Raw genomic sequence first — 21,008 nt, forward strand, 5'->3', positions numbered from 1 at the left:
GGGTGCGGGGCAGGGGGCGAGGCCTCGAGTCTAACCATTCGCCACCGTATGTTGAACCCCGGGACTTGCCGGATGGCCGTCTGTTGCGCGTCCTCCTGCTTTCGTGGCATCGCACCCGCTCCGCGGCGTTGCCTTTGACCCCGCTTTGGTAGCGTCGAGCTTGCTCGACGGCTTTTGATCCCGCATTGGTAGCGTCGAGCTTGCTCGACGGCCCCTGTCGGGAAAAGACAGTCGAGCAAGCTCGACTCTACGGACGGCAGAATCAGGATCGCCCGACATCAACAGCTCGGCACCCCGGTCAAGCTGGGTCATGCCCAGCCAAGCACTCCTGCGACATCGCAGCTCCGCCATCGGTCAGTTCTATGTCATCACCAGCGTAGTGGCGGGGCGGTGGCGCCTGTTCGCAGATCCTGCCTGCGCGGCCTTGCTGGAAGAGGCATTCCGAAACAGCGACTGTCTGGGGTTCACGCGCTCCTGTGCCTGGGTGGTCATGCCTGACCACTTCCATTGGGTCATCCAGTTGCGGAGCGGGACATTGGGGCGTTGTGTGCAGTCGCTGAAGTCGCGCGCTGCGATTGCGCTCAATGCGCATACTTCTGGGTTCGGCGCAGCGGTGTGGCAGCGTGGCTACTACGAGCACTGGATCCGGAACGAGCGCGATGTACGCCAGCAGGCCATGTATGTCATGGGCAATCCGGTCCGGGCGGGGCTGGCAAGCGCGCTGGGGCATTACCCCCACGCGTGGTGCCGCTGGCCGCTTTCGTAGAGTCGAGCTTGCTCGACTGTTTATCGCCGGCATCGCGCGCAGAGCAGTCGAGCAAGCTCGACTCTACGGGGATCGCGCGCAGGGCCGCCGTGTCGGCAAATGTTGCGGGCATTGCACGGAGCGCATCGAACGGGCGGCCGCGTGTGGTGCCGCTGGCCGCTTTCGTAGCGTCGAGCTTGCTCGACTGTTTATCGCCGGCATCGCGCGCAGAGCAGTCGAGCAAGCTCGACTCTACGGGGATCGCGCGCAGAGCAGTCGAGCAAGCTCGACTCTACGGGCGTGATGCGAAGGGCAGTCGAGCAAGCTCGACGCTACGAACGTCGGGCGGGGGTGGGGTCAGGCGCCGTCCATGGCGTAGCCGTCGCGGCCGTTGGCCTTGGCGCGGTAAAGGGCGGCGTCGGCGCCTTCGACGAAATGGTGCGGGTGCAGCTGGCTGTCCGGCACCCGCGTATAGACGCCGATGGTGAGGGTGATGCGGCTGTCGTCGCCCGCTGCCGGCGCGGGCAGGGCGCGTACGTCGGCAATCAGGTCTTCGATCACCTGGCGTGCGCCGCTGCCCGGTGTGTCGGGCAGCACCATTGCGAATTCGTCGCCGCCGTAACGGGCGGCCATGTCGCGCGGTCGTCGCGCATGGGCGGCGATCAGCGCGGCCACGTCGCGCAGCACGCGGTCGCCCAGCTGGTGGCCATGGCGGTCGTTGTGCCGCTTGAAATGGTCCACGTCGATCAGCACCAGGCTGAGCGGTTTGCCACTGCGCCGTGCGGCGTCGCATTCCTGTTGAAGCGATTGTTCGAAGCGCAGGCGGTTGCCCAGCCCGGTCAGGGCATCGCGGTTGGCCTGGCGGTGCCAGGCGGAAATGCGCCAGACCGCCCATACCAGCAGCACCATCAGGATGCCGAAAGTGGCTGCGGCTGGGGCCCACCACAGGCTGGCCGTGCGCAACAGCAGCCAGCTGGTGGCCAGGCCCATCGGTAGCGAACACAGGGCGGCCAGCCAGGGCAGGCGCAGGCCCAGCAGCAGCACGCACAGCGCGGCCAGCAGACCGGCCAGCAGGTCCTGCACCAGCGGCGGAACCACCTGGATCTGCTTGCCCTGCAGCAGCATCGAGGCGATGTTGGCCTGGTATTCGCTGCCGCTCATCCAGTACTCGCGCGTGGTCGGGGTCAGCAGCCGCGGGGCAATGCCACTGGCGGTCATGCCGACCACGATGCGGCGGTCGCGCAGCAGGGCGGCATCCACCTGGCCGTCCAGTACATCGGCATAGGACACCTGCGGCAACTGCTCCGGCGGGCCGGCGTAGCGCACGCGCACGTAGTCATCGCGGCGCCACTGGTACGGCGATTCCAGCGCCGGATCGGGGTCGGGCAGCCCGCGCGCGGCCTGCACCGGCAGGTCGGCCAGGGCCAGCCCCAGCGCCGGCCAATGCGGTTGGCCGATGCCGGCATGCAGGTAAACCCCGCGGGCCACGCCGTCGCCATCCACTTCCACGTCGCTGTGGCCCAGCGCTGCAGCGCTGTCGGCAATGAGCGGAATGGGCAGCAGCTCTTCAGCCATGCGGTCGCCGGCGGCGGGTGCCGCCAGCACCGGCAGCACCACGCGACCATTGCGGCGGATGGCGGCGGCCAGCTCGGCATCCTGGCGGTTGTCGCGGCGGTCGGGCTCGGTCAGCATCAGGTCCAGCGCCACGCGTTCGGCACCGGCATCGGTCAGGCGGTCCAACAGGCGCGCGTGCACCGAACGCGGCCACGGCCATTGGCCGATGCGCGCCAGACTGTCCTCGTCGATGGCCACCACCAGCACGCTGGGGTCGGGCCGATAGGTCCAGTCGCCGACCATCAGGTCGTAGGCCGCTTCATCCTGCCGCCACAGCCACTGCCCGTGGCTGGCCACGGCGGTGGCCACGAAGGCCAGCACGGCCAGCATCAACCGCCGCGACCAGGGCAGCGGCGAGCGCCTCACAGCAGCAGCCAGAGCAGGGCGGCCCCGCCGCCGGCGCCGTAGCACAGCCGGCACGGCAGGCTGACCTGCTGCGCGGGCGAGAACGGGCCGGCGTGGCCGTCATCATCGATGTACTGCACGCGCACGTGCAGGGTGCCGTGCCAAGGGCGCTTGAAACTCACCTGGGGCTGCTCGACGGTCTGGTCCAGCCATGGTGCCTCGAATGCACCGTTGCGGGAAACCTGCACGCGGTAGGTCTGGCCCGCGCTGCCCGGTTGCCAGCGCAGGGTCAGCGCCTTGCCGTCCGCTTCCGGCGGCTGCAGGGCCGGGTCCACCGGCAGGTCGGTCAGCTGCAGGGGCAGCGCGTCCCCGTATGGCCCTTGCCGGCCCTGGCCGTCGCGCGAGGCCACGCGCCAGAAATACTGGCCCGGCGGCAGCGGCTGGCGCAGGCGCAGATCGGTGCCGGTGGTGGCCTGCTCCTGCAGGGGCGACAGGAACTGCGGTTCACTGGCGATCTGCAGCACGCTGGCCTGCGCGCCCGGGGCCCGGGTCCAGCGGAATCGCGGGCGGTCGCTGTTGATGTCCTGTCCGTGCAGCGGCGCGACCGTCAGCGGCGGTGGCGGCTGGTCGTCCAGACTGAAGTCGGCGCTGGCATCCAGGCCTTCCACGCCCTGCGCATCGACGGCGCGCAGCAGCAGGCGGTGTTGGCCGGGCGGCAGCGCGGCAATGGTCAATCGTGTGTCTGCCGTGGTCGTGGCGAACAGCAGGATCTCGGCCATCGCCGCCTGCACCACTTCAATGCGGTAGTGGTCGGCGCCGTCCACCGGCTGCCAGTGCAGCTGCAACGGCAGACCGGGGCGCTGCAACGTTTCTGCAGCCAAGGACGGGGCGGGCAGCAGTGCCGACGCCGCCATCGGTGCCGCATCCAGATCCGGCGCCATGCTGGCCTGGCCGGGGCGTACCAGTTGCTGGCCGCGCTGATTGCCGACCTGCACCTTGCCTTCCAGCACTTCGGTGGCCGCCGGCTGTCCGGCCTGGCCAGCGCTGACCCGGAACACGGTGCCGCGCACGCTGCTGGTCGCGGTGGGTGCATCGATGATGTAGCGCGAGGCCGGGCCGCGTGCGGGGGTGACGCGGTTGCTGGCACGGCCCTGCTGCAGGCGCATGCGGGTGTCGACCATGCCGGTACGGCCGTAGCGGCTGAGCTGGTCCAGCCGCAGCCGCGAATGCTCGCGCAGCTGCAGGCGCGAGGCATCGGCGAATTCCAGGGTCAGGCTGGCATCGGCGCCGGTCTGCACCACATCGCCGATATGCAGGTTCTCACCGGCCTGCAGTGCGCGGGTGGCGGCGCCAGTGCCGGCGGCCAGCTGCACCGGGCCGCGCACGGCCAGTACCCGCGCCGGCGCCGGCTCCACGCGCAGCCAGCCGATCGGGAAGCGCAGCGGCTGGCCCGGGGGCAGGCGGTAGGGGTTGTCGATGCGGTTGTGCTGCTGCAACTGCTGCCAGGGCACGCTGGGTTTCAGGTACACGCCGCCCAGGTCCCACAGGGTGTCACCGGGGCGCACCCGGTAGGTCCAGTCCTGCGCGGCTGCGCTGATGGGCAGCAGGGTGGCGGCGGCAAGCAGCGCGGCGAACACGCGCACAACGACAGACGAGATCCCAACGGTCACGGCATGCAGTCCCGGCAATGCGGGGGCCAGCGTGCAGACCCCATGGCCCTGACTTATTCCCCCCGGAATGGATGCCGGTCGCGCAAAAGTGCGGCCGGCATCACATTATTGCCCGGTGCGTGGCGCGAATCCTGAACGAAAACAGCGGCCTCAGAACAGCAGCGACGCCATCTTGCGACGGTAGCGGCCCACCAGGTCCTCGTCGGCGATGACGTTGAAGGCGTCTATCAGCGTGCGGCGCGGCAGGTTGTCGTCATAGCTGCGGTCGATGCGCAGCATTTCCAGGAACTGTTCCAGCGCCGCTTCGTCGTGGCCGCCCAGCAGCAGCTGCACGCCGCGCAGATGGCGCGCCTGCAGGTCCTTGCCATCGGCGGCAATGCGCGCGTCCAGCGCATCGGCGGCCGGCGCATCCTTCAGTGCGGTGGCGAAGGCCAGGCGGGCGCGGCCACGCACGGCGCGGTCATCGGTGGCCAGGTTGGCCGGCAGGGCATCGATCAGCTTGCCTGCTTCGTCCACCCCGCCGATCTGCAGCAGGGCCAACGCCAGGTCCAGCTTCAGTTCGTCCTTGTCCGGCTCGGCGGCGATCTGCGCGCGCAGCACGTCCACCTGGCCCTGCGGGTCCAGCGGTGCCTCTTCTTCGCTGCTGGTATCGCCCACGTCGGCCGGCACGATGCCGTGCTGGGCCAGGAATTCGCGCAGCTGGCCTTCCGGAATGGCACCCGGGAAGCCGTCCACCAGCTGGCCGCCCTTGACCAGGAACACAGTGGGCACCGAGCGGATCTGGAAGGCCGCGGCGATCTGCTGCTCGGCATCCACGTCCACCTTGGCCAGCTCGAAGGCGCCGTTGTACTCGGCGGCCAGCTTTTCCAGCATCGGCCCCAGGGTCTTGCACGGGCCGCACCAGGTCGCCCAGAAATCGACCAGCACCGGCGTCTGCAGCGACTTCTGCAGGACTTCGGCCTCGAAGGTCGCGGTCGTGGCGTCGAATACGTAGGTCGTCTCGGTCATGGGGGCACATCGTTCGGCAACAGGAGACCGATTCTATGGTGTCGATCGATGACGGTCTCAACCCTTTCCTCACGTCTTGGCTTGGCGCCCCGCGTGCCGGCCGCGACAATGGGTGCTTCTTCTGTCGTACGGGTAGGCACCATGTCGTGGGTCCGGATTGATCGTTGGCTGGGGCTGTGCGCCGCGCTGCTGTTCGTTGCCGCGGTGGTCGGCTTCGGCGTCGGCCTGGCCGGCTATGCGCAGGCGGTGCACCCGGTCGCCCTGCTTGGCGCGCACGGGGTGCCGCATGCCTGGGCGTTCAACCTGCTGGGCTTCGTGGCGCCGGGCATGCTGGCGATGGTGGTGGCCGAGCGCCTGCGCCGGCGGCTGCCGGCCACCGAAGGCTGGGCGGGCCGGGTGGGCAGCCAGATGCTGCTGCTGGCCGGGCTGGCCTTCGCGGCCATGGGCGTGCTGCCGCTGGACCTGGAGGATCTGCATGGCGGCGCCAGCCAGTTGCACGCCAGCGCCTGGATGGTCTGGGTGCTGGGGTTCGTGGCCGGCACCTGCATGCTGGGGGCCAGCCGCCTGCGTGACCCCGGTGCACGGGCGCCGGGCGTGCTGGCGCTGCTGGTCGGCATCGCCGCGGCGGTAGCCGCCTTTGGCCTGCAGGGGGTGCTGCCGGCGCCGTTCGCGCAGCGCCTGGCGTTTGCCTGCTGGGCGGTCTGGCTGGCGCTGGCACTGCCCCTGTCGCGGGGGCGCTGAGACTGCCCGCGATGGGCGGGATTGGAGACGTTTGCCGCACTGCGGTACGCTGTACCGCTTTGCCGCCGCATCCGCGTGTTCCATGACCAGCGCTGAACCCATCGCCTACGACCCGCAGCAGGTTGAATCCGCCGCCCAGCAGTACTGGGACGCCACCCGTGCCTTCGAGGTCAGCGAGACCTCGGACAAGCCGAAGTACTACTGCCTGTCGATGCTTCCGTACCCGTCCGGTGCGCTGCACATGGGCCACGTGCGCAACTACACCATTGGCGACGTGATCAGCCGCTACAAGCGCATGACCGGCCACAACGTGCTGCAGCCGATGGGCTGGGACGCGTTCGGCCTGCCGGCGGAAAACGCGGCCATCAAGAACAAGACCGCGCCGGCGGCGTGGACCTACAAGAACATCGACCACATGCGCAGCCAGCTGAAATCGCTGGGCTATGCCATCGACTGGTCGCGCGAGTTCGCCACCTGCCGCCCGGACTACTACGTCCACGAGCAGCGCATGTTCACCCGCCTGATGCGCAAGGGCCTGGCCTACCGCCGCAACTCAGTGGTGAACTGGGACCCGGTGGACCAGACCGTGCTGGCCAACGAGCAGGTGATCGACGGCCGCGGCTGGCGTTCGGGCGCGCTGGTGGAAAAGCGCGAGATCCCGCAGTGGTTCCTGCGCATCACCGATTACGCCCAGGAACTGCTGGACGGCCTGGATGAACTGGACGGCTGGCCGGAATCGGTCAAGACCATGCAGCGCAACTGGATCGGCCGTTCCGAAGGCCTGGAAATCCAGTTCGACGTGCGCGATGCCGATGGCAGCGCGCTGGACCCGCTGCGCGTGTTCACCACCCGTCCGGACACCGTGATGGGCGTGACCTTCGTGTCGATCGCCGCCGAACACCCGCTGGCCCTGCATGCGGCCAAGAGCAACCCGGCACTGGCCGCGCTGCTGGCCGAGCTGAAGCAGGGTGGCGTGACCGAAGCTGAACTGGAAACCCAGGAAAAGCGCGGCATGGATACCGGCCTGCGCGCGATCCATCCGGTCACCGGCGAACAGGTGCCGGTGTGGGTAGCCAATTTCGTGCTGATGGGCTACGGCACCGGCGCGGTGATGGCCGTTCCCGGCCACGACCAGCGCGACAACGAGGTGGCCAACAAGTACGGCCTGCCGATCGTGCAGGTCATCGCGCTGAAGGATGCGCGCAACGACGACGAGCGCACCTGGGACGCCACCCGCTGGCAGGACTGGTACAGCGACAAGAGCCGGCAGACCGAACTGGTCAACTCGGCCGAGTTCGACGGCCTGGATTTCCAGGGCGCCTTTGAAGCCCTGGCCGAACGGTTCGAGCGCAAGGCCCAGGGCCAGCGCCGAGTGAACTACCGCCTGCGCGACTGGGGCGTCAGCCGCCAGCGTTACTGGGGCTGCCCGATTCCGGTCATCTACTGCGACAAGTGTGGCGCGGTGCCGGTGCCGGAAGAGCAGCTGCCGGTGGTGCTGCCCGAAGACGTGGCGTTCTCGGGTACCGGTTCGCCGATCAAGACCGACCCGGAATGGCGCAAGACCACCTGCCCGGACTGCGGCGGCGCGGCCGAGCGCGAAACCGACACCTTCGATACCTTCATGGAATCGAGCTGGTACTACGCCCGCTACACCTCGCCGGGTGCGCGTGATGCGGTGGACAAGCGCGGCAACTACTGGCTGCCGGTGGACCAGTACATCGGCGGCATCGAGCACGCGATCCTGCACCTGATGTACTTCCGCTTCTACCACAAGCTGCTGCGCGACGCGCGCATGGTGGACAGCAACGAACCAGCGCGCAATCTGTTGTGCCAGGGCATGGTGATCGCCGAAACCTATTACCGCCCGAACCCGGACGGCTCGAAGGACTGGATCAACCCGGCCGACGTGGACGTGCAGCGCGATGAGCGCGGCCGCATCACCGGCGCCACCCTGGTGGCCGATGGCCAGCCGGTGGTGGTGGGTGGCACCGAGAAGATGTCCAAGTCGAAGAACAACGGCGTGGACCCGCAGGCCATGGTCGGCAAGTACGGCGCCGACACCGTGCGCCTGTTCTCGATGTTCGCCGCGCCGCCGGAACAGTCGCTGGAATGGAACGAGGCCGGCGTGGATGGCATGGCCCGCTTCCTGCGCCGCCTGTGGACCCAGGTGCACAAGCACGCCGAAGAGGGCGTGGCACCGGCCCTGGACGTGGCGGGGCTGGATGCCAACCAGAAGGCGCTGCGCCGCAAGACCCACGAAACCATCGGCAAGGTCGGTGACGACTACGGCCGCCGCCACAGCTTCAACACTGCCATCGCGGCGGTGATGGAACTGATGAACGCACTGGCCAAGTTCGACGACGCCAGCGCGCAGGGCCGTGCGGTGCGCCAGGAAGCCCTGCAGGCCGTGGTGCTGCTGCTGAACCCGATCACCCCGCACGCCAGCCATGCCCTGTGGCAGGTGCTGGGCCACGGCGAAACGCTGCTGGAAGACCAGGCGTTCCCGCAGGCCGACAGCAGTGCGCTGGTGCGCGATGCGGTCACCCTGGCGGTGCAGGTGAACGGCAAGCTGCGCGGCACCATCGAGGTTGCCGCCGATGCCGCGCGCGACCATATCGAAACGCTGGCACAGGCCGAGCCGAACGCGGCCAAGTTCATGGAAGGCCTGACGGTGCGCAAGATCATCATCGTGCCCGGCAAGATCGTGAACATCGTCGCTGCCTGATGTGTCCGGCACCGGCCGCCCGTGTGGCGGCCGGTGCGTGTTCCCCACGCCGGCGTCAGCGGCCGATGGCCCTGCGTTCACGCGTGATCGGGCAGGCTGTCTGTTGCCGTGATCGCCCGGCTCCGCCAGACTGTTCCCATGACCCGAATCCTGCTTGCCCTCGTCCTTGCCCTCGGCCTTGCCGGCTGTGGCTTCCATCTGCGCAACAAGCTGATGCTGCCCACCGACACGGCGCCAGTGAAGGTGGTCTCCACCGCGCCTTACAGCGAACTGGTCAAGCTGCTCAACCGCAGCCTGCTGGCCTCCGGGGCCAAGCTGGCCGACGATGAAAGCACCGGGCCGAGCACCCAGCTGCAGGTGCTGTCCGAGCGCTGGGGCGATCTGCCCATCGCCATCGATGCGCAGGGCCGTGCCCAGGAATACAGCCTGCGCTATGCGGTCATCTTCATCTTCCGCCGCGAAGACGGCAGCGAACTGGTGCCGCAGCAGGTGATCGAGTTGTCGCGCGATTACGTGTCGCCGCCGACCGACGCCACCGGCACCACCACCGAACGCGAGATCCTGGCCGATGAGCTGCGCCGGGAAATGTCGGCGTCCATCATCCGCCGCATTGACAGCGTGGTGCGCGCCGAACTGGAACGTGGCGGCAGCCTGGCAGCGCCGAAGCCGGCCGCGGCCCAGGACGTGCAGCCTACGCCGGCACCGCCGGTCGAGCGCTGAGCCGGCGCAGCGATGGAACTGCGTCCGGAGCAGTTGGCCAGCCAGGGCGGTGATACCGCGCTGGCGCCGGTGTACCTGATCGCCGGGCCGGAAACCCTGCGTGTGCTGGAAGCGGCCGATGCCGTGCGCGCACGCGCCCGTGCCGCCGGCATTGGCGAACGTGAAGTGTTCGATGCCGATGGCCGCGACTTCGACTGGAACCAGCTCGACGCCAGCTTCAATGCGCCCAGCCTGTTCAGCGCCCGCCGCTTGGTGGAGGTGCGCCTGCCCAGCGGCAAGCCGGGCAAGGACGGCGCCGAAGTGATCAGCCAGTTCTGCGCCAACCCGGCGCCGGACGTGGTGCTGCTGATCACCGCCAACGAATGGAGCAAGGCCCACCAGGGCAAGTGGGCCGAAGCGGTGAACCGCGTCGGCGTGCTGTCGGTGGCCTGGGCGATCAAGCCGCACGAACTGCCCGACTGGATCGAGCGCCGCCTGCGTGGCAAGGGCCTGCGCGCCGATCCCGCCGCGGTGCAGCGCCTGGCCGAACGCGTGGAAGGCAACCTGCTGGCCGCCGCGCAGGAGATCGACAAGCTGGCATTGCTGGCCGACGGCCAGCCACTGGACGTGGAACGGATGGAATCGCTGGTGGCCGATGCCGCCCGCTACGACGTGTTCCGTCTGCTGGAAGCCACGTTCTCCGGGCAGCCGCAGGCGGTGTTGCGCATGCTGGCCGGGCTGCGCGGCGAAGGCGAGGCGGTGGCCGCGCTGATGCCGATGGTCATCCGCGAACTGCTGGCCGGTGCCGGCCTGGCCCGGGTGCAGGCACGCGGCGGCAATCTGGCCGCGGAAATGAAGTCGCGCGGTATCTGGGAATCGCGCCAGGCGCCCTACAAGCGTGCGTTGCAGCGCCACCCGGAAGGCAAGCGCTGGGAACGTTTCGTGGCCGAAGCCGGCCTGGTGGATCGCATTGCCAAGGGGCGCGCCGACGGCGATGCCTGGCTGGCGCTGGAGCGGTTGCTGGTGGCGGTGGCCGAGGCCCGCGCCGTGCGCCTGCTGGCCCGGGCCTGAGCCATGAGCCTGCGCATCTATTACGGGGGCACCTTCGATCCGGTGCACCTGGGGCATCTGGCGATCGCCCGCGCCGCACGCGACGAACTGCAGGTGGCGGTGCGGCTGCTGCCGGCGGCCGACCCGCCGCACCGCGCGCCGCCGGGGGCCACCGCCGAGCAGCGCTGCCGCATGCTGTCGCTGGCCATTGGCGACGAGCCGGGCCTGCTGCTGGACCGGCGCGAACTGGAACGGGCCAAGCGCTTCCCGGGTCGTCCTTCCTACACCGTCGACACCCTGCGCGAACTGCGCGCCGAGCTGGGCCCGAGCCGGCCGCTGGCCTGGCTGGTTGGCGCCGACAGCCTGCTGGCCCTGCCGGCCTGGCACGAGTGGCAGGCCCTGTTCGACCTGGCCCACTTCATCGTTGCCGAGCGCCCGGGCAGCCCGCTGCAGGATTCGGTGGATGGCGCCCTGGGCCAGGCCCTGGATGGCCGCTGGGCCGACAACGAGCAGGCCCTGTTCGCCAGCCCCGGCGGGCGGGTGCTGCGCCTGCACCACCCGCTGCGCTCGGAATCGGCCAGCGCGGTGCGTGCGCAGATTGCCGCGACCGGCCCGTGGCGGGCCCTGCTGCCGCCGGCGGTGGCCGATTACGTGGTGGACCACGGCCTGTACCGGCCGGCCACCCCGTGAATGCCGCGGGCGCGCCTTGCCCGTATAATCGCCCCCACGTTTATCGAGTCGATCCGTTTTGAGCAACCAGACCCAGCCCCAGACCATCAAGGTCGAACTGCCCAGCCCGCCGCCTTCGGTGCCGGAACTGCTGGCCAGCGTCCGCCAAGCCACCGAAGACCTGAAGGCCAAGGACCCGGTCGAGATCGACGTGCGTGGCAAGTCCAGCGTCGCCGACTACCTGGTCATCGTCTCCGGTACGTCCACCCGCCATGTGAAGTCGATCGCCGATGAAGTCGTGCGCTTCGCCAAGAAGATCGACGTGATGCCGCTGGGCGTGGAAGGCGAGCGCGAAGCCGAATGGGTGCTGGTGGACCTGGGCGACGTGATCGTGCACGTGATGCTGCCGCGCGTGCGCGAGTTCTACGCGCTGGAGCGCCTGTGGACCGTGGGCGACCAGCCGCCGACCAGCGACGACGAAGTGGCCTGAGCCGCGCGTTGACGCACCCCTTCGACGGCGCCGATGGCGCCGTCGACGTTTGTGGAGGACTGTTTGATGAAAGCCCGTCTGATCGCCACCGGCGAACGTGCCCCCAGCTGGGTGGCGCAAGGGTTTGCCGAGTACCAGAAGCGGCTCTCGCACTGGTTGCCGTTTGAACTGGTGGAAATCGAACCCGGCCTGCGTGGCAAGGGTCGCGATGCGCGCCGTGCCACCGAAGACGAAGGCAAGCGGGTGATCGCGGCATTGCCGAAGAACGCCTACGTGGTGGCGCTGGATGTGCCCGGTCGCCAGCTCAGTTCCGAACAGCTGGCACAGCGCCTGGAGCACTGGCGCGGGCAGGGCAGGGAGCTGGCGTTCCTGATCGGCGGCCCGGAAGGGCATTCGCCGGAAGTATCCGCACTGGCCGATGAGAAGTGGTCGATCGGCCCGTTGACCCTGCCGCACATGCTGGTACGGCTGGTGGTGGCCGAGCAGTTGTATCGGGCTGCGGCAATGATTGCCAATCACCCCTACCATCGCGCGTGAAGAGTGGTTATACTAGTCGTCTGCCCGAATAGCTCAGCCGGTTAGAGCACTTGACTGTTAATCAGGGGGTCGTTGGTTCGAGTCCAACTTCGGGCGCCACCTTTGAAAACCTGCATCGCGAGATGCAGGTTTTTTTTTGTGTGCGTGATGGCTGCACTTCGTAGAGTCGAGCTTGCTCGACTGCTGTGCGCGCGATGCAAGAGCCAGTCGAGCATGGCTCGACTCTACAACGGCGGTGGCGCAGTCGAGCATGGCTCGACTCTACAACGTCAACGCGCCGCGCCAGAATGCGACCAGGGTGGCGATCGCCACCAATACGATCGCGCCGAACAGCACCGCTTCCCAGCGGGTGAACACGGCCTGCCCATGCTGGCGCCGGGTCAGCGCGAACAGCACCACGCCGGGCACATACAGCAGCACCGACAGCAGCAGGTTGTCCACGCCGCCGGCATAGACCAGCCACAACGCGTAGGCGCTGGCCAGCAGCGCAACGCCGAAGTCGCGCCAGCGCATACCGCTTTCGCCGGCATAGGCCTGGCCACGCCAGGCCAACTGCACGGCGAACGCCGCCGATAGGAAATACGGCACCAGGCTCATCGACGCGGCCAGCAGCACCAGGCTGGTGTAGCTGCCCGAATTGAACAGCACCAGCAGCAGGAACAGCTGGATCAGGCCGTTGCTCATCCATAGCGCATTGGCCGGCACGCCGCGCGCGTTCTCGCGGCCTAGGAAGGCAGGCATGGTGCCGTCGCCGGCCGCTGCGTACAGCACTTCACCGCACAGCAGCACCCAGGCCAGCAGCGCGCCCAGCACGGAAATGATCGAGCCGATGATGATTACGGTGGCGCCCCATTCGCCGACGATGGCACGCAGCACGTACGCCATTGAGGGGTTGGGTAGGCCGGCCAGCTCGGCCTGCGACAGCACCCCCATCGACAGCAGGCTGACCAGCACCAGCAGCAGCCACACCCCGACGAAACCGATCACGGTGGCGCGGCCGACGTCGGCGCGGCGGGCCGCACGCCGCGAGTAGATGCTGGCCCCTTCAATGCCGATGAACACCCACACCGTCACCAGCATCATGCCGCGCAGCTGCGTGCCCAGATCGCCCAGCGCGGGTGTACCGAAGAAGTCGGCGCGGAACACATCCATACGGAATGCCCCGGCGGCCAGCACCAGAAACAGCGCGATCGGGACCAGTTTGGCCACGGTCACCAGGCCGTTGATGATGGCGGCGGTGCGCAGGCCCCGCAGTACCAGCAGGTGCACCGTCCACAGCAGCAGCGACGAGGCAGCGAATGCCACGGGCGTATTGCCCTCGCCGAACACCGGCAGGAAGTGGCCCAGGCCGCTGAAGATCAGCACGAAGAAGCTGGCATTGCCCAGCACCGAGGCCACCCAGTAGCCCCATGCGGCGGAAAAGCCGATGTAGTTGCCGAAGCCCTCGCGCGCATAGGCGTAGATGCCGGTGTCCAGGTCGGGCCGGCGGTTGGCCAGCGCCTGGAACACGAAGGCCAGCATCAACATGCCGGCGCCGCTCAGGGCCCAGCCGATCAGCGCGGCGGCCGGCCCGGCGCTGCGGGCCACGTTCTGTGGCAGCGAGAAAATGCCGGCACCGACCATCGAGCCGACGACAAGCGCGGTCAGCGCGGCCAGGCCCAGGCGTTGCGTGGAAGACGGCATGCGGTCGTGCCTCGCGCGGTAGGCCTTCATCATGGACGCGCGCATGTGGTGAAAAAGCAAAGGCCCGGGACATGCCCGGGCCTCTGCAGCGGTTGACCTTCGTGGATCAGTTGAAGGTGTACTTGGCGCCGACGGTGAAGTAACGACCAATGGCACCGCTGAAGTGCAGCGGGTTGTAGTTGACCGCGCCGTAGGTGGACGGGTCGAGCGGGGCGATGCGGTCGAACACGTTCTGCACCGAAGCGTTCAGTTCAAACGCATCGGTGATGTTCCAGCGACCGGACAGATCGAAGGTGGTGAACGAAGAGATCTTCTCCACCGGCGTACCGTCTTCATAGAAGGCCAGGTAGTCGCCACCGCGGCGATCCTTGTTTTCCATGCTGTCGATGTAGTTCACCACGCCGCTCACGCTCCACGGCCCCTGCTTCCAGGTGGTGCCGAAGTTGATGCGGTCCTGCGGGGTGCCGATGCAGTTGGTCACGTCGCAGTTGCCGTGCGTGCCCACGTAATCGACGGTGGTGTCACCCTCGGTGCGCTCGAACTTCAGCAGGTGGCTCCACTGCAGGTCCATTTCCAGCTGGCCCGGACCCAGGTCGAAGGTCTGGCGGATATCGGTATCGATACCGCGCACACGCGACGAGTTGGCATTCACGTACTGCGTGTTGACCGCCAGGATGGTGCCGCTGTTGGCCACGCCGCCGATGTTGTTGCTGTCGCGCAGGACGTTGCCGGCGGCGATGGCGTCGGCGGTGCTGCCCTGGGCGATTTCGTTGGTGCGCTTGATTTCCCAGGCATCAACCGTCAGCGAGGTGCTGGAGGTCGGCTGCAGCACGATACCCACCGAGTAGCTCTTCGACTCTTCCGGCTTCAGGCCGGAATTGGGGCGGGTGATGATCGCCACCGAACGCGCGGTGCACTCGTTGTCCGGGTCGATGGCGCAGCGCACCGGATCGCGGGCATTGGAGAAGGCGGCCAGGCCACCGTCGCCGTTTTCGGCCGGGTTCGGCGCACGGAAGCCTTCGGCGTAGCTGGCGCGCAGGGCGATCCAGTCGGCCGGGGTGAACTTCACGCCCAGCTTCGGGGTGGCCTTGCCTTCACCGCTTTCGTACTTGTCGTAACGCAGTGCGGCCGACAGTTCCAACTGCTCCAGCACCGGCGCGGACAGTTCGACGTAGCCGGCGTACACGTTCTGGGTGCCGTCATAGGCCGAGTAGCCCAGGCCGATGATGTCACCCTGGTCGGTGTAGGTCTGCGGGGTCAGGCTGTTGCTGGTCTTGCGCCATTCGGTACCCATGGCCAGGCCGAGCGGGCCGCCCTTCAGATCCATCAGGCTGCGCGAGACGGTGAAGTCGAACATGTCCAGGCTGGACTTGGCGCGGGCACTGATGGTGGGCGAGATGTAGTCGTACAGCGCCTGCGAATTCAGGCCGGCGTTGTCGCCGATGCGCCACACACCGCCGGCGCAGGCCGGGTCACCCAGCGCGCACTGCACGGCGCTGTAGCGCAGGAAGCCAGTGCGCTTGTTGACCAGGTCGGTGCCCGAATGCAGGTAGGCGGTGTCGTAGCTCCAGTCGCCCCAGTTGCCCTTCACGCCCACCAGGAAACGGTTGAACTCGTTGGTGTTGTTGGTCACGCGCGGGCCGACATCCCAGGCCGAATAGCGCAGGCGCGAGGCCTGGCCGGGAATCGGGTTGTCCGGATGGGTCGGGCTGAGCACCACGGCACCGTCGCCGCTGCTGGCGTTGACCGGGCCGCCGGGGTAGCCCCAGCCGCCGGAAACACCGGATGGCGTGTTGCTGAAGATCGTTTCCTTCTTCGAGTAGCCGATCTCGGTGTAGACCTCGCCGCCTTCGCCGAAGGCGAAGCTGGCGCGGCCGAACACGTTCACGTACTTCTCTTCCGGGCTCAGGTCGCGGTACAGCTGGGCTGGATTCCACAGGCAGCCCTGCGCCTGTGCGGTGGCATCGCTCTGGCCGGGAATGGTGGTCAGGTCGGCGCAGCCCGGAAGTGCGACCAGGAAGGCCGGGTTTTCATCGTCCACGTTGCGGTCATCGAACACCGAACCGTTCGGGCCCACGCCACCGGCGGTGCCGCCGGACAGGTAGGCGCCGCCCAGGAACTGCGCATCGGCGGCGTCATAGCCCCAGCGACGGATGTCACCGGTGCCGATCCACTTGCGGTTCTTGCGGTCGCTGATCTTGATCGCGTCGGTCTTGCCGACGTCCAGGCTGAAGAACGCATTCCAGCCGTCGCTGGACAGGTCACCGGTACCGGCGGTCAGCGTGGCCTTCTTGGCATCGCCATCGCCATCGCCGGAAACACCGTAGGAACCGCGCAGGATCGCGCCCTGGAAGTCGCTGCGCAGGATGATGTTGACCACGCCGGCGATCGCATCGGAACCGTAGATGGCCGAGGCGCCGTCCTTCAGCACTTCCACGCGCTCGACGGCGTCAAGCGGAATCGTGCTGAGGTCGGTGAACACCTTCTGGCCGTCATCGGCCAGGCCATAGGTGGCCATGCGGCGGCCGTTCAACAGCACCAGCGTGGAGCCGGCGCCCAGGCCGCGCAGCGAGATGCCGGCGCCACCGCCGGCAAAACCATTGCCGAAGGTCTTGGGAATGGAACCTGCACCGTCGGAGGTGAGCGTCTGCAGGTATTCGGCCACGGTGGTCTTGCCACTGCGGTCGATTTCCTGGCGGGTCACCACCTGCACCGGCGAGGGCGTTTCGGTGTTGGTGCGGGGAATGTTCGAACCGGTCACGGTGATCCGGTCGAGGTTGGTGGCCTGGTCCTGTGCGAAGGCAGGGGAGACCACGGCGCCGGCCAGCAGCAGAGCGCCGCCGGTGAGGATGTGGGTAATGGAAAATGCCAGGTGGTTATGGCGGCGGCTGGCGGGCCGTTGGATCGGGTGTTTCACAGCTTCTCTCCTGACTGGAAAACTCGAGCATCGAGGGCTGTCGCCGGTGTGTCCCGGGACGGCTCAATCTAGGTTTCTGTCAGGTGACGGCGTTGTGAAGTTTTACTGAATTCGTAACAGAAATGTGATCGCGACTGAAGAATTGAAGGCGCATGGCCGGCTTGAAGCGCAGCCCGCGTTGGAGCCGGCCCGGCAGGTCGCCGGGCCGGTCCATGGCTCAGTCGGGCAGGCTGAACTGCACCGGCACCATGCCGATGGCGGACACCGCCTGGCCATCACGCTCGGCCGGGACGAAGCGCCAGTGGCGCAGCACCTGCTGGCGGGCGGCCTGGTCCAGGCTGCGCGAGCCACTGCTACGTTCAATGCTGACGTTCACCGGCTGCCCGTTCGGGTCCACTTCCACCCGCAGCAGCACCGTGCCCTGTTCGTGGTTGCGCAGGGCCGGCACCGGATAGCTCGGCGGCGGCGCGCTGCGGTACTGCAGCTGGGCGCCGGTGACCGGAGCACCCGGCTGCAGCGCGGGCGGCGCTTCCACCGCCACCTCGGCGGCCGCCGGCAGGATGATGCCCTGGGCCTCGTCGAGTGCTGCGGTGGGCGCAGGCAGGGGCGGGGTCACGGTCGGCACAGGCTGCGATTTCGGCACCAGCTTCACCACTTCCGGCTTGGGCGGCAGCGGGGTGGGCTCAAGCGGCTTGGGGGCTTCCTTGGGGATGAAACGCACCGTGGTGTCGTCGCGGGGCAGGGCGCTGATGGCCTGGTAGGTTGCCGGGATCAGCAGCAGCAACAGCGCGAGCAGGTGCAGGGCAATGGCCGCGCTCCAGGCGGCAATGCGGGCGGGGTCGAAGTGCAGGGATGCAGCGGGATACGTACGAACCATGGTCCACCTCCATGCCAGTGTTGAAGTCCTCAACGCACCAGGGCCGCCATCGGGGTTGCCGCACGCGGCTGGCAGTTCATCATTAGCGCCAGCCACCGGCCACTGCCTAGAGTCAGGTGCGACGCCGTTGGGCTGGGCTTCAGATACAAGGAAGGGGCCCGCGGTGGCGGACCCCTTCTTCTTGTTCTGCAGGTCGCCAGCCTGGGGGGCGCCTGGGCCAGCGGCTGCCAACCACGGTTGGCACCTACCGCCTTGCGCGACGCTTACCGGCCCAGCTCGAACACGACGTCCAGGTTCACCGACACGGTCGATTCGCCCGGTGCCACCGGGGTGGCCTTGTCCATCGCCGCGCCGGCGGCCATTGCGCGCATCATCGGCATCGGGCGGAAGCCGCCGTTGCTGTTCTCGGAAATGCTGACGATGCGGCGCACCTGCAGGCCCAGCGACTTCGCATAGGTCTGGGCACGGGCCTGGGCCTTCTTCAGCGCGGCCAGGCGGGCTTCGTCGTAGACCGGCTCGGGCTGGTCGATCTCGAACTGCGGGCCGTTGATCTGGTTGGCGCCCTGCGCGGCCAGGGCATCAAGCACCTTGCCCAGCTTGGCGATGTCGCGCACCTTCAGGCTGACCGTGTTGCTGGCCTGGTAGCCGGTGATCTTCGGCGCTTCGTTGTCGGCATAGCGATACTGCGGGTTCAGGCTGACGCCGCTGGTCTGCACGTCGCGCTCGACAATGCCGGCGGCCTTGATCGCGGCCAGCATCTTGTCCATCTGCTGGGCGTTCTGGCGCATGGCACTGTTGCCGTCGGCGGCCTGGGTGACCACGCCGGCCGACAGGGTGGCCACGTCCGGCACGCGGGTGGCTTCGGCGTTGGCCGAGATGTTCAGCAGGGTGCCTTCGGCGGCGGCGACCGCGGGCGGCGGCGGCGGGGCAGCATGGGCGGTCATCGAAGCTCCAAGAGCGAGGGACAGGGCAAGCAGCAGCGGGGTGGCGGTGCGGCGCATGGGATCTCCTTGGTGTGCCGGTGAGGGTGGTGTCGTAGCGATGAACGCGCTGTGAGTCCGTTCGGGGTTGAAGGCATTCAAGGCGGGGTTGCCGACGATTCAGGTGGCGGCCTCAGGTTATGCTGTGCCGATGCTCTATCTCGCTTCCCGCTCGCCCCGACGCAACCAACTGCTGGCCCGACTCGAACGCCCCTTCCAGGCCCTGGACCTGGAGGTGCCCGAGCAGCGTGCGCCGCAGGAAAGTGCCGAACAGTATGTATGCCGGGTGGCTGCCGACAAGGCGCGCGCCGGCTTGGCCCGGGTGCTGGCCACCGACCCGCAGGCGCGGGTGCTGGGCTCGGATACCGAGGTGGTGCTGGACGGCCAGGTGTTCGGCAAGCCGGCCGATGCGGCCGAGGCCTGCGCCATGCTGGCGCGCCTGGCCGGGCGCACCCACCAGGTGATGACCGCCGTGGTGGTCGTGCACGCGCAGGGCCTGGAGACCGAGCTGGTGGTCTCCGAGGTCACCTTCGCGCCGATCGCTGCGGCCGACATCGCCGCCTACGTGGCCACCGGCGAACCGCTGGACAAGGCCGGTGCCTATGCCATCCAGGGCGGCGCCGAGCGCTGGATCGAACACCTGTCAGGCAGCTATTCCGGCGTGATGGGGCTGCCTTTGCTGCACACTGACCGCCTGCTGGCCCGTTGCGGCGTGCCGGCCCCCACTGCCCATGCCGCCAGGGAGGCTGCCGATGTCTGAGGAAATCCTGGTCAATGTGACCCCGCGCGAAACCCGGGTCGCGGTGATCGAAAATGGCATGCTGCAGGAACTGCACATCGAGCGCGGCTGGCGCCGGGGTGTGGTCGGCAACATCTACAAGGGCAAGGTGCAGCGGGTCATGCCCGGCATGCAGGCCGCGTTCGTGGAAGTGGGGCTGGAGCGCGCCGCGTTCCTGCACGCCAACGACGTGGTGCGGCCGGCCCCGGTGGCCAGCGCCGATACCGAGAACACCACCCTGCCGCCGCCGTCCAGCGTGCCGATCGTGGAACTGCTGCGCGACGGCCAGGACATCGTGGTGCAGGTGGTGAAGGACCCGATCGGCACCAAGGGCGCGCGCCTGACCACGCAGATCAGCATTCCCTCGCGCTACATGGTGCTGCTGCCGCAGTCGAAGGTGGTGGGCGTTTCCGCGCGCATCGAAGACGAAGGCGAGCGTGCGCGGCTGAAGGCGCTGGTGACCGAACTGTCGGCGCAGCACGGTGGCTACGGGTATATCGTGCGCACCAATGCCGAAGGCCAGCCGGCCGAAGCCATTGCCGAGGACATCGCCTATCTGTCGCGGGTCTGGAACGTGGTCGAGCGGCGCGGCCGCGAGGCGCCCTCGTGCAGCAACATCTATGAAGACCTGAGCCTGCCGCTGCGTTCGGTGCGCGACCTGATACGCAAGGACGTGGACAAGGTGAAGGTCGATTCCAAGGAAACCTTCGCCCAGCTGCAGGCGTTCGTGGCCAAGTACATGCCGGTGCTGGCCGAGAAGATCGAGCTGTACAGCGGTGACCGCCCCATCTTCGACATGTTCGGCGTGGAAGACGAGATCGGCCGCGCGCTGGACAAGCAGGTGCCGCTGAAATCCGGTGGCTACCTGGTGATCGACCAGACCGAGGCGATGACCACCATCGATGTGAACACCGGTTCGTTCCTGGGCCAGCGCAACCTGGAAGAAACCGTGTTCCGCACCAACCTGGAGGCCGCGCAGGCGGTGGCCAGGCAGCTGCGGCTGCGCAACCTGGGCGGCATCATCATCATCGATTTCATCGACATGGACGATGCCGAGCATCGCCGCCAGGTGCTGCGCACGCTGGAAAAGGCGCTGGCCCGCGACCATGCCAAGACCACCGTCTACGATTTCTCGCCGCTGGGCCTGGTGGAGATGACCCGCAAGCGCACCGTGGAAAGCCTGGAGCGCCAGCTGTCGGAAACCTGCCCGCAGTGCAGTGGTCGCGGCAGCATCAAGACCACCGAAACGGTGACCTACGAAATCTTCCGCGAGATCACCCGCGCCGTGCGCCAGTTCGATGCCGCGCGCCTGCTGGTGATCGCCTCGACCAAGGTGGTGGCACGCATCACCGAAGAGGAATCGGCCGCCGTGGCCGAGCTGGAGGAATTCCTCGGCAAGAGCATCCGTTTCCAGGCGGACGAGCAGTACCTGCAGGAGCAGTTCGATGTGGTTCTGCTCTGATCCACGCCGGCTGCGGTC

Annotated in this window: 17 protein-coding genes and 1 tRNA gene; 11 read left to right on the plus strand and 7 right to left on the minus strand. The window is 68.0% G+C overall.

Features of this window, described 5'->3' with window-relative positions:
- Positions 1-310 precede the first annotated feature (310 nt).
- Positions 311-766 carry a transposase gene (locus tag G4G00_RS09635; protein ID WP_234414531.1) on the plus strand — a complete coding sequence of 152 codons (456 nt, stop codon included), beginning with the start codon at positions 311-313 and terminating at the stop codon, positions 764-766.
- A 336-nt stretch (positions 767-1,102) separates the two neighbouring features.
- Here G4G00_RS09635 and G4G00_RS09640 read toward each other — a convergent pair whose 3' ends face one another.
- From G4G00_RS09640 to trxA, 3 genes are all read right to left on the minus strand, one after another.
- Positions 1,103-2,725, minus strand: coding sequence for a CHASE2 domain-containing protein (locus G4G00_RS09640; protein WP_108753760.1), 1,623 nt, complete (start codon positions 2,723-2,725; stop codon positions 1,103-1,105).
- Complete coding sequence (locus G4G00_RS09645) at positions 2,722-4,374, minus strand: FecR domain-containing protein (RefSeq protein WP_240336107.1); 1,653 nt, start codon at positions 4,372-4,374, stop codon at positions 2,722-2,724. The genes G4G00_RS09640 and G4G00_RS09645 overlap by 4 nt, the downstream gene beginning before the upstream one ends.
- 150 nt (positions 4,375-4,524) lie before the next feature.
- Entirely contained in the window at positions 4,525-5,382 is an 858-nt protein-coding gene (gene trxA / locus G4G00_RS09650) for a thioredoxin (RefSeq protein WP_108753758.1), read from the minus strand.
- A 141-nt stretch (positions 5,383-5,523) separates the two neighbouring features.
- Here trxA and G4G00_RS09655 point away from each other — a divergent pair, with 141 nt between their 5' ends.
- The 8 genes from G4G00_RS09655 (at position 5,524) to G4G00_RS09690 (ending at position 12,392) form a co-directional block, all read left to right on the plus strand.
- Entirely contained in the window at positions 5,524-6,123 is a 600-nt protein-coding gene (locus G4G00_RS09655) for a DUF998 domain-containing protein (RefSeq protein WP_164272891.1), read from the plus strand.
- Between the two features lie 82 nt (positions 6,124-6,205).
- Complete coding sequence (gene leuS, locus G4G00_RS09660) at positions 6,206-8,848, plus strand: leucine--tRNA ligase (RefSeq protein WP_164272894.1); 2,643 nt, start codon at positions 6,206-6,208, stop codon at positions 8,846-8,848.
- A 138-nt stretch (positions 8,849-8,986) separates the two neighbouring features.
- The gene (gene lptE, locus G4G00_RS09665; protein ID WP_108753755.1) at positions 8,987-9,568 is read left to right on the plus strand and encodes an LPS assembly lipoprotein LptE; all 582 of its coding nucleotides are present in this window, start codon (positions 8,987-8,989) and stop codon (positions 9,566-9,568) included.
- 12 nt (positions 9,569-9,580) lie between these two features.
- Positions 9,581-10,618, plus strand: a complete 1,038-nt coding sequence (holA, locus tag G4G00_RS09670; RefSeq protein ID WP_108753754.1) for a DNA polymerase III subunit delta — start codon at positions 9,581-9,583, stop codon at positions 10,616-10,618.
- Between the two features lie 3 nt (positions 10,619-10,621).
- On the plus strand, positions 10,622-11,287 hold the full coding sequence (gene nadD, locus G4G00_RS09675) for a nicotinate-nucleotide adenylyltransferase (protein WP_108753753.1): 666 nt from the start codon (positions 10,622-10,624) through the stop codon (positions 11,285-11,287).
- Positions 11,288-11,345: 58 nt separating this feature from the next.
- Complete coding sequence (gene rsfS, locus G4G00_RS09680) at positions 11,346-11,756, plus strand: ribosome silencing factor (RefSeq protein WP_108750646.1); 411 nt, start codon at positions 11,346-11,348, stop codon at positions 11,754-11,756.
- Between the two features lie 66 nt (positions 11,757-11,822).
- Positions 11,823-12,293, plus strand: coding sequence for a 23S rRNA (pseudouridine(1915)-N(3))-methyltransferase RlmH (gene rlmH / locus G4G00_RS09685; protein WP_108753752.1), 471 nt, complete (start codon positions 11,823-11,825; stop codon positions 12,291-12,293).
- Between the two features lie 22 nt (positions 12,294-12,315).
- Positions 12,316-12,392: transfer RNA gene (locus G4G00_RS09690), tRNA-Asn, on the plus strand.
- A 162-nt stretch (positions 12,393-12,554) separates the two neighbouring features.
- On the opposite strand, the gene G4G00_RS09695 is transcribed toward G4G00_RS09690, so the two are convergent.
- The 4 genes from G4G00_RS09695 to G4G00_RS09710 all read right to left on the minus strand — a co-directional run bounded on the left by G4G00_RS09695 (position 12,555) and on the right by G4G00_RS09710 (position 18,771).
- On the minus strand, positions 12,555-13,976 hold the full coding sequence (locus G4G00_RS09695; protein WP_164272897.1) for a basic amino acid/polyamine antiporter: 1,422 nt from the start codon (positions 13,974-13,976) through the stop codon (positions 12,555-12,557).
- A 106-nt stretch (positions 13,977-14,082) separates the two neighbouring features.
- The gene (locus G4G00_RS09700; RefSeq protein ID WP_164272900.1) at positions 14,083-16,893 is read right to left on the minus strand and encodes a TonB-dependent receptor; all 2,811 of its coding nucleotides are present in this window, start codon (positions 16,891-16,893) and stop codon (positions 14,083-14,085) included.
- 217 nt (positions 16,894-17,110) lie between these two features.
- On the minus strand, positions 17,111-17,770 hold the full coding sequence (locus tag G4G00_RS09705; RefSeq protein ID WP_164272902.1) for an energy transducer TonB: 660 nt from the start codon (positions 17,768-17,770) through the stop codon (positions 17,111-17,113).
- 263 nt (positions 17,771-18,033) lie between these two features.
- Complete coding sequence (locus G4G00_RS09710; protein ID WP_164272905.1) at positions 18,034-18,771, minus strand: SIMPL domain-containing protein; 738 nt, start codon at positions 18,769-18,771, stop codon at positions 18,034-18,036.
- A 130-nt stretch (positions 18,772-18,901) separates the two neighbouring features.
- Here G4G00_RS09710 and G4G00_RS09715 point away from each other — a divergent pair, with 130 nt between their 5' ends.
- Positions 18,902-19,510, plus strand: a complete 609-nt coding sequence (locus G4G00_RS09715) for a Maf family nucleotide pyrophosphatase (protein ID WP_108756828.1) — start codon at positions 18,902-18,904, stop codon at positions 19,508-19,510.
- Positions 19,503-20,990: a ribonuclease G gene (gene rng / locus G4G00_RS09720; protein ID WP_108750641.1), complete on the plus strand. Its 1,488-nt coding sequence runs from the start codon at positions 19,503-19,505 to the stop codon at positions 20,988-20,990. Before G4G00_RS09715 ends, rng begins: the two co-directional genes overlap by 8 nt.
- Positions 20,991-21,008: the final 18 nt, after the last annotated feature.

Origin of the sequence: Stenotrophomonas sp. B1-1 (assembly GCF_010894375.1) — a bacterium.
Classification (GTDB): domain Bacteria; phylum Pseudomonadota; class Gammaproteobacteria; order Xanthomonadales; family Xanthomonadaceae; genus Stenotrophomonas.

Bases quoted from the DNA above. Each gene is read 5' to 3' on its own strand.
- G4G00_RS09655 (WP_164272891.1), top strand. From the start codon at position 5,524: ATGTCGTGGGTCCGGATTGATCGTTGGCTGGGGCTGTGCGCCGCGCTG.
- nadD (WP_108753753.1), top strand. From the start codon at position 10,622: ATGAGCCTGCGCATCTATTACGGGGGCACCTTCGATCCGGTGCACCTG.
- lptE (WP_108753755.1), top strand. From the start codon at position 8,987: ATGACCCGAATCCTGCTTGCCCTCGTCCTTGCCCTCGGCCTTGCCGGC.
- G4G00_RS09715 (WP_108756828.1), top strand. From the start codon at position 18,902: ATGCTCTATCTCGCTTCCCGCTCGCCCCGACGCAACCAACTGCTGGCC.
- G4G00_RS09705 (WP_164272902.1), bottom strand. From the start codon at position 17,770: ATGGTTCGTACGTATCCCGCTGCATCCCTGCACTTCGACCCCGCCCGC.
- leuS (WP_164272894.1), top strand. From the start codon at position 6,206: ATGACCAGCGCTGAACCCATCGCCTACGACCCGCAGCAGGTTGAATCC.
- holA (WP_108753754.1), top strand. From the start codon at position 9,581: ATGGAACTGCGTCCGGAGCAGTTGGCCAGCCAGGGCGGTGATACCGCG.
- trxA (WP_108753758.1), bottom strand. From the start codon at position 5,382: ATGACCGAGACGACCTACGTATTCGACGCCACGACCGCGACCTTCGAG.
- G4G00_RS09695 (WP_164272897.1), bottom strand. From the start codon at position 13,976: ATGCCGTCTTCCACGCAACGCCTGGGCCTGGCCGCGCTGACCGCGCTT.
- G4G00_RS09635 (WP_234414531.1), top strand. From the start codon at position 311: ATGCCCAGCCAAGCACTCCTGCGACATCGCAGCTCCGCCATCGGTCAG.
- G4G00_RS09710 (WP_164272905.1), bottom strand. From the start codon at position 18,771: ATGCGCCGCACCGCCACCCCGCTGCTGCTTGCCCTGTCCCTCGCTCTT.
- rlmH (WP_108753752.1), top strand. From the start codon at position 11,823: ATGAAAGCCCGTCTGATCGCCACCGGCGAACGTGCCCCCAGCTGGGTG.
- rng (WP_108750641.1), top strand. From the start codon at position 19,503: ATGTCTGAGGAAATCCTGGTCAATGTGACCCCGCGCGAAACCCGGGTC.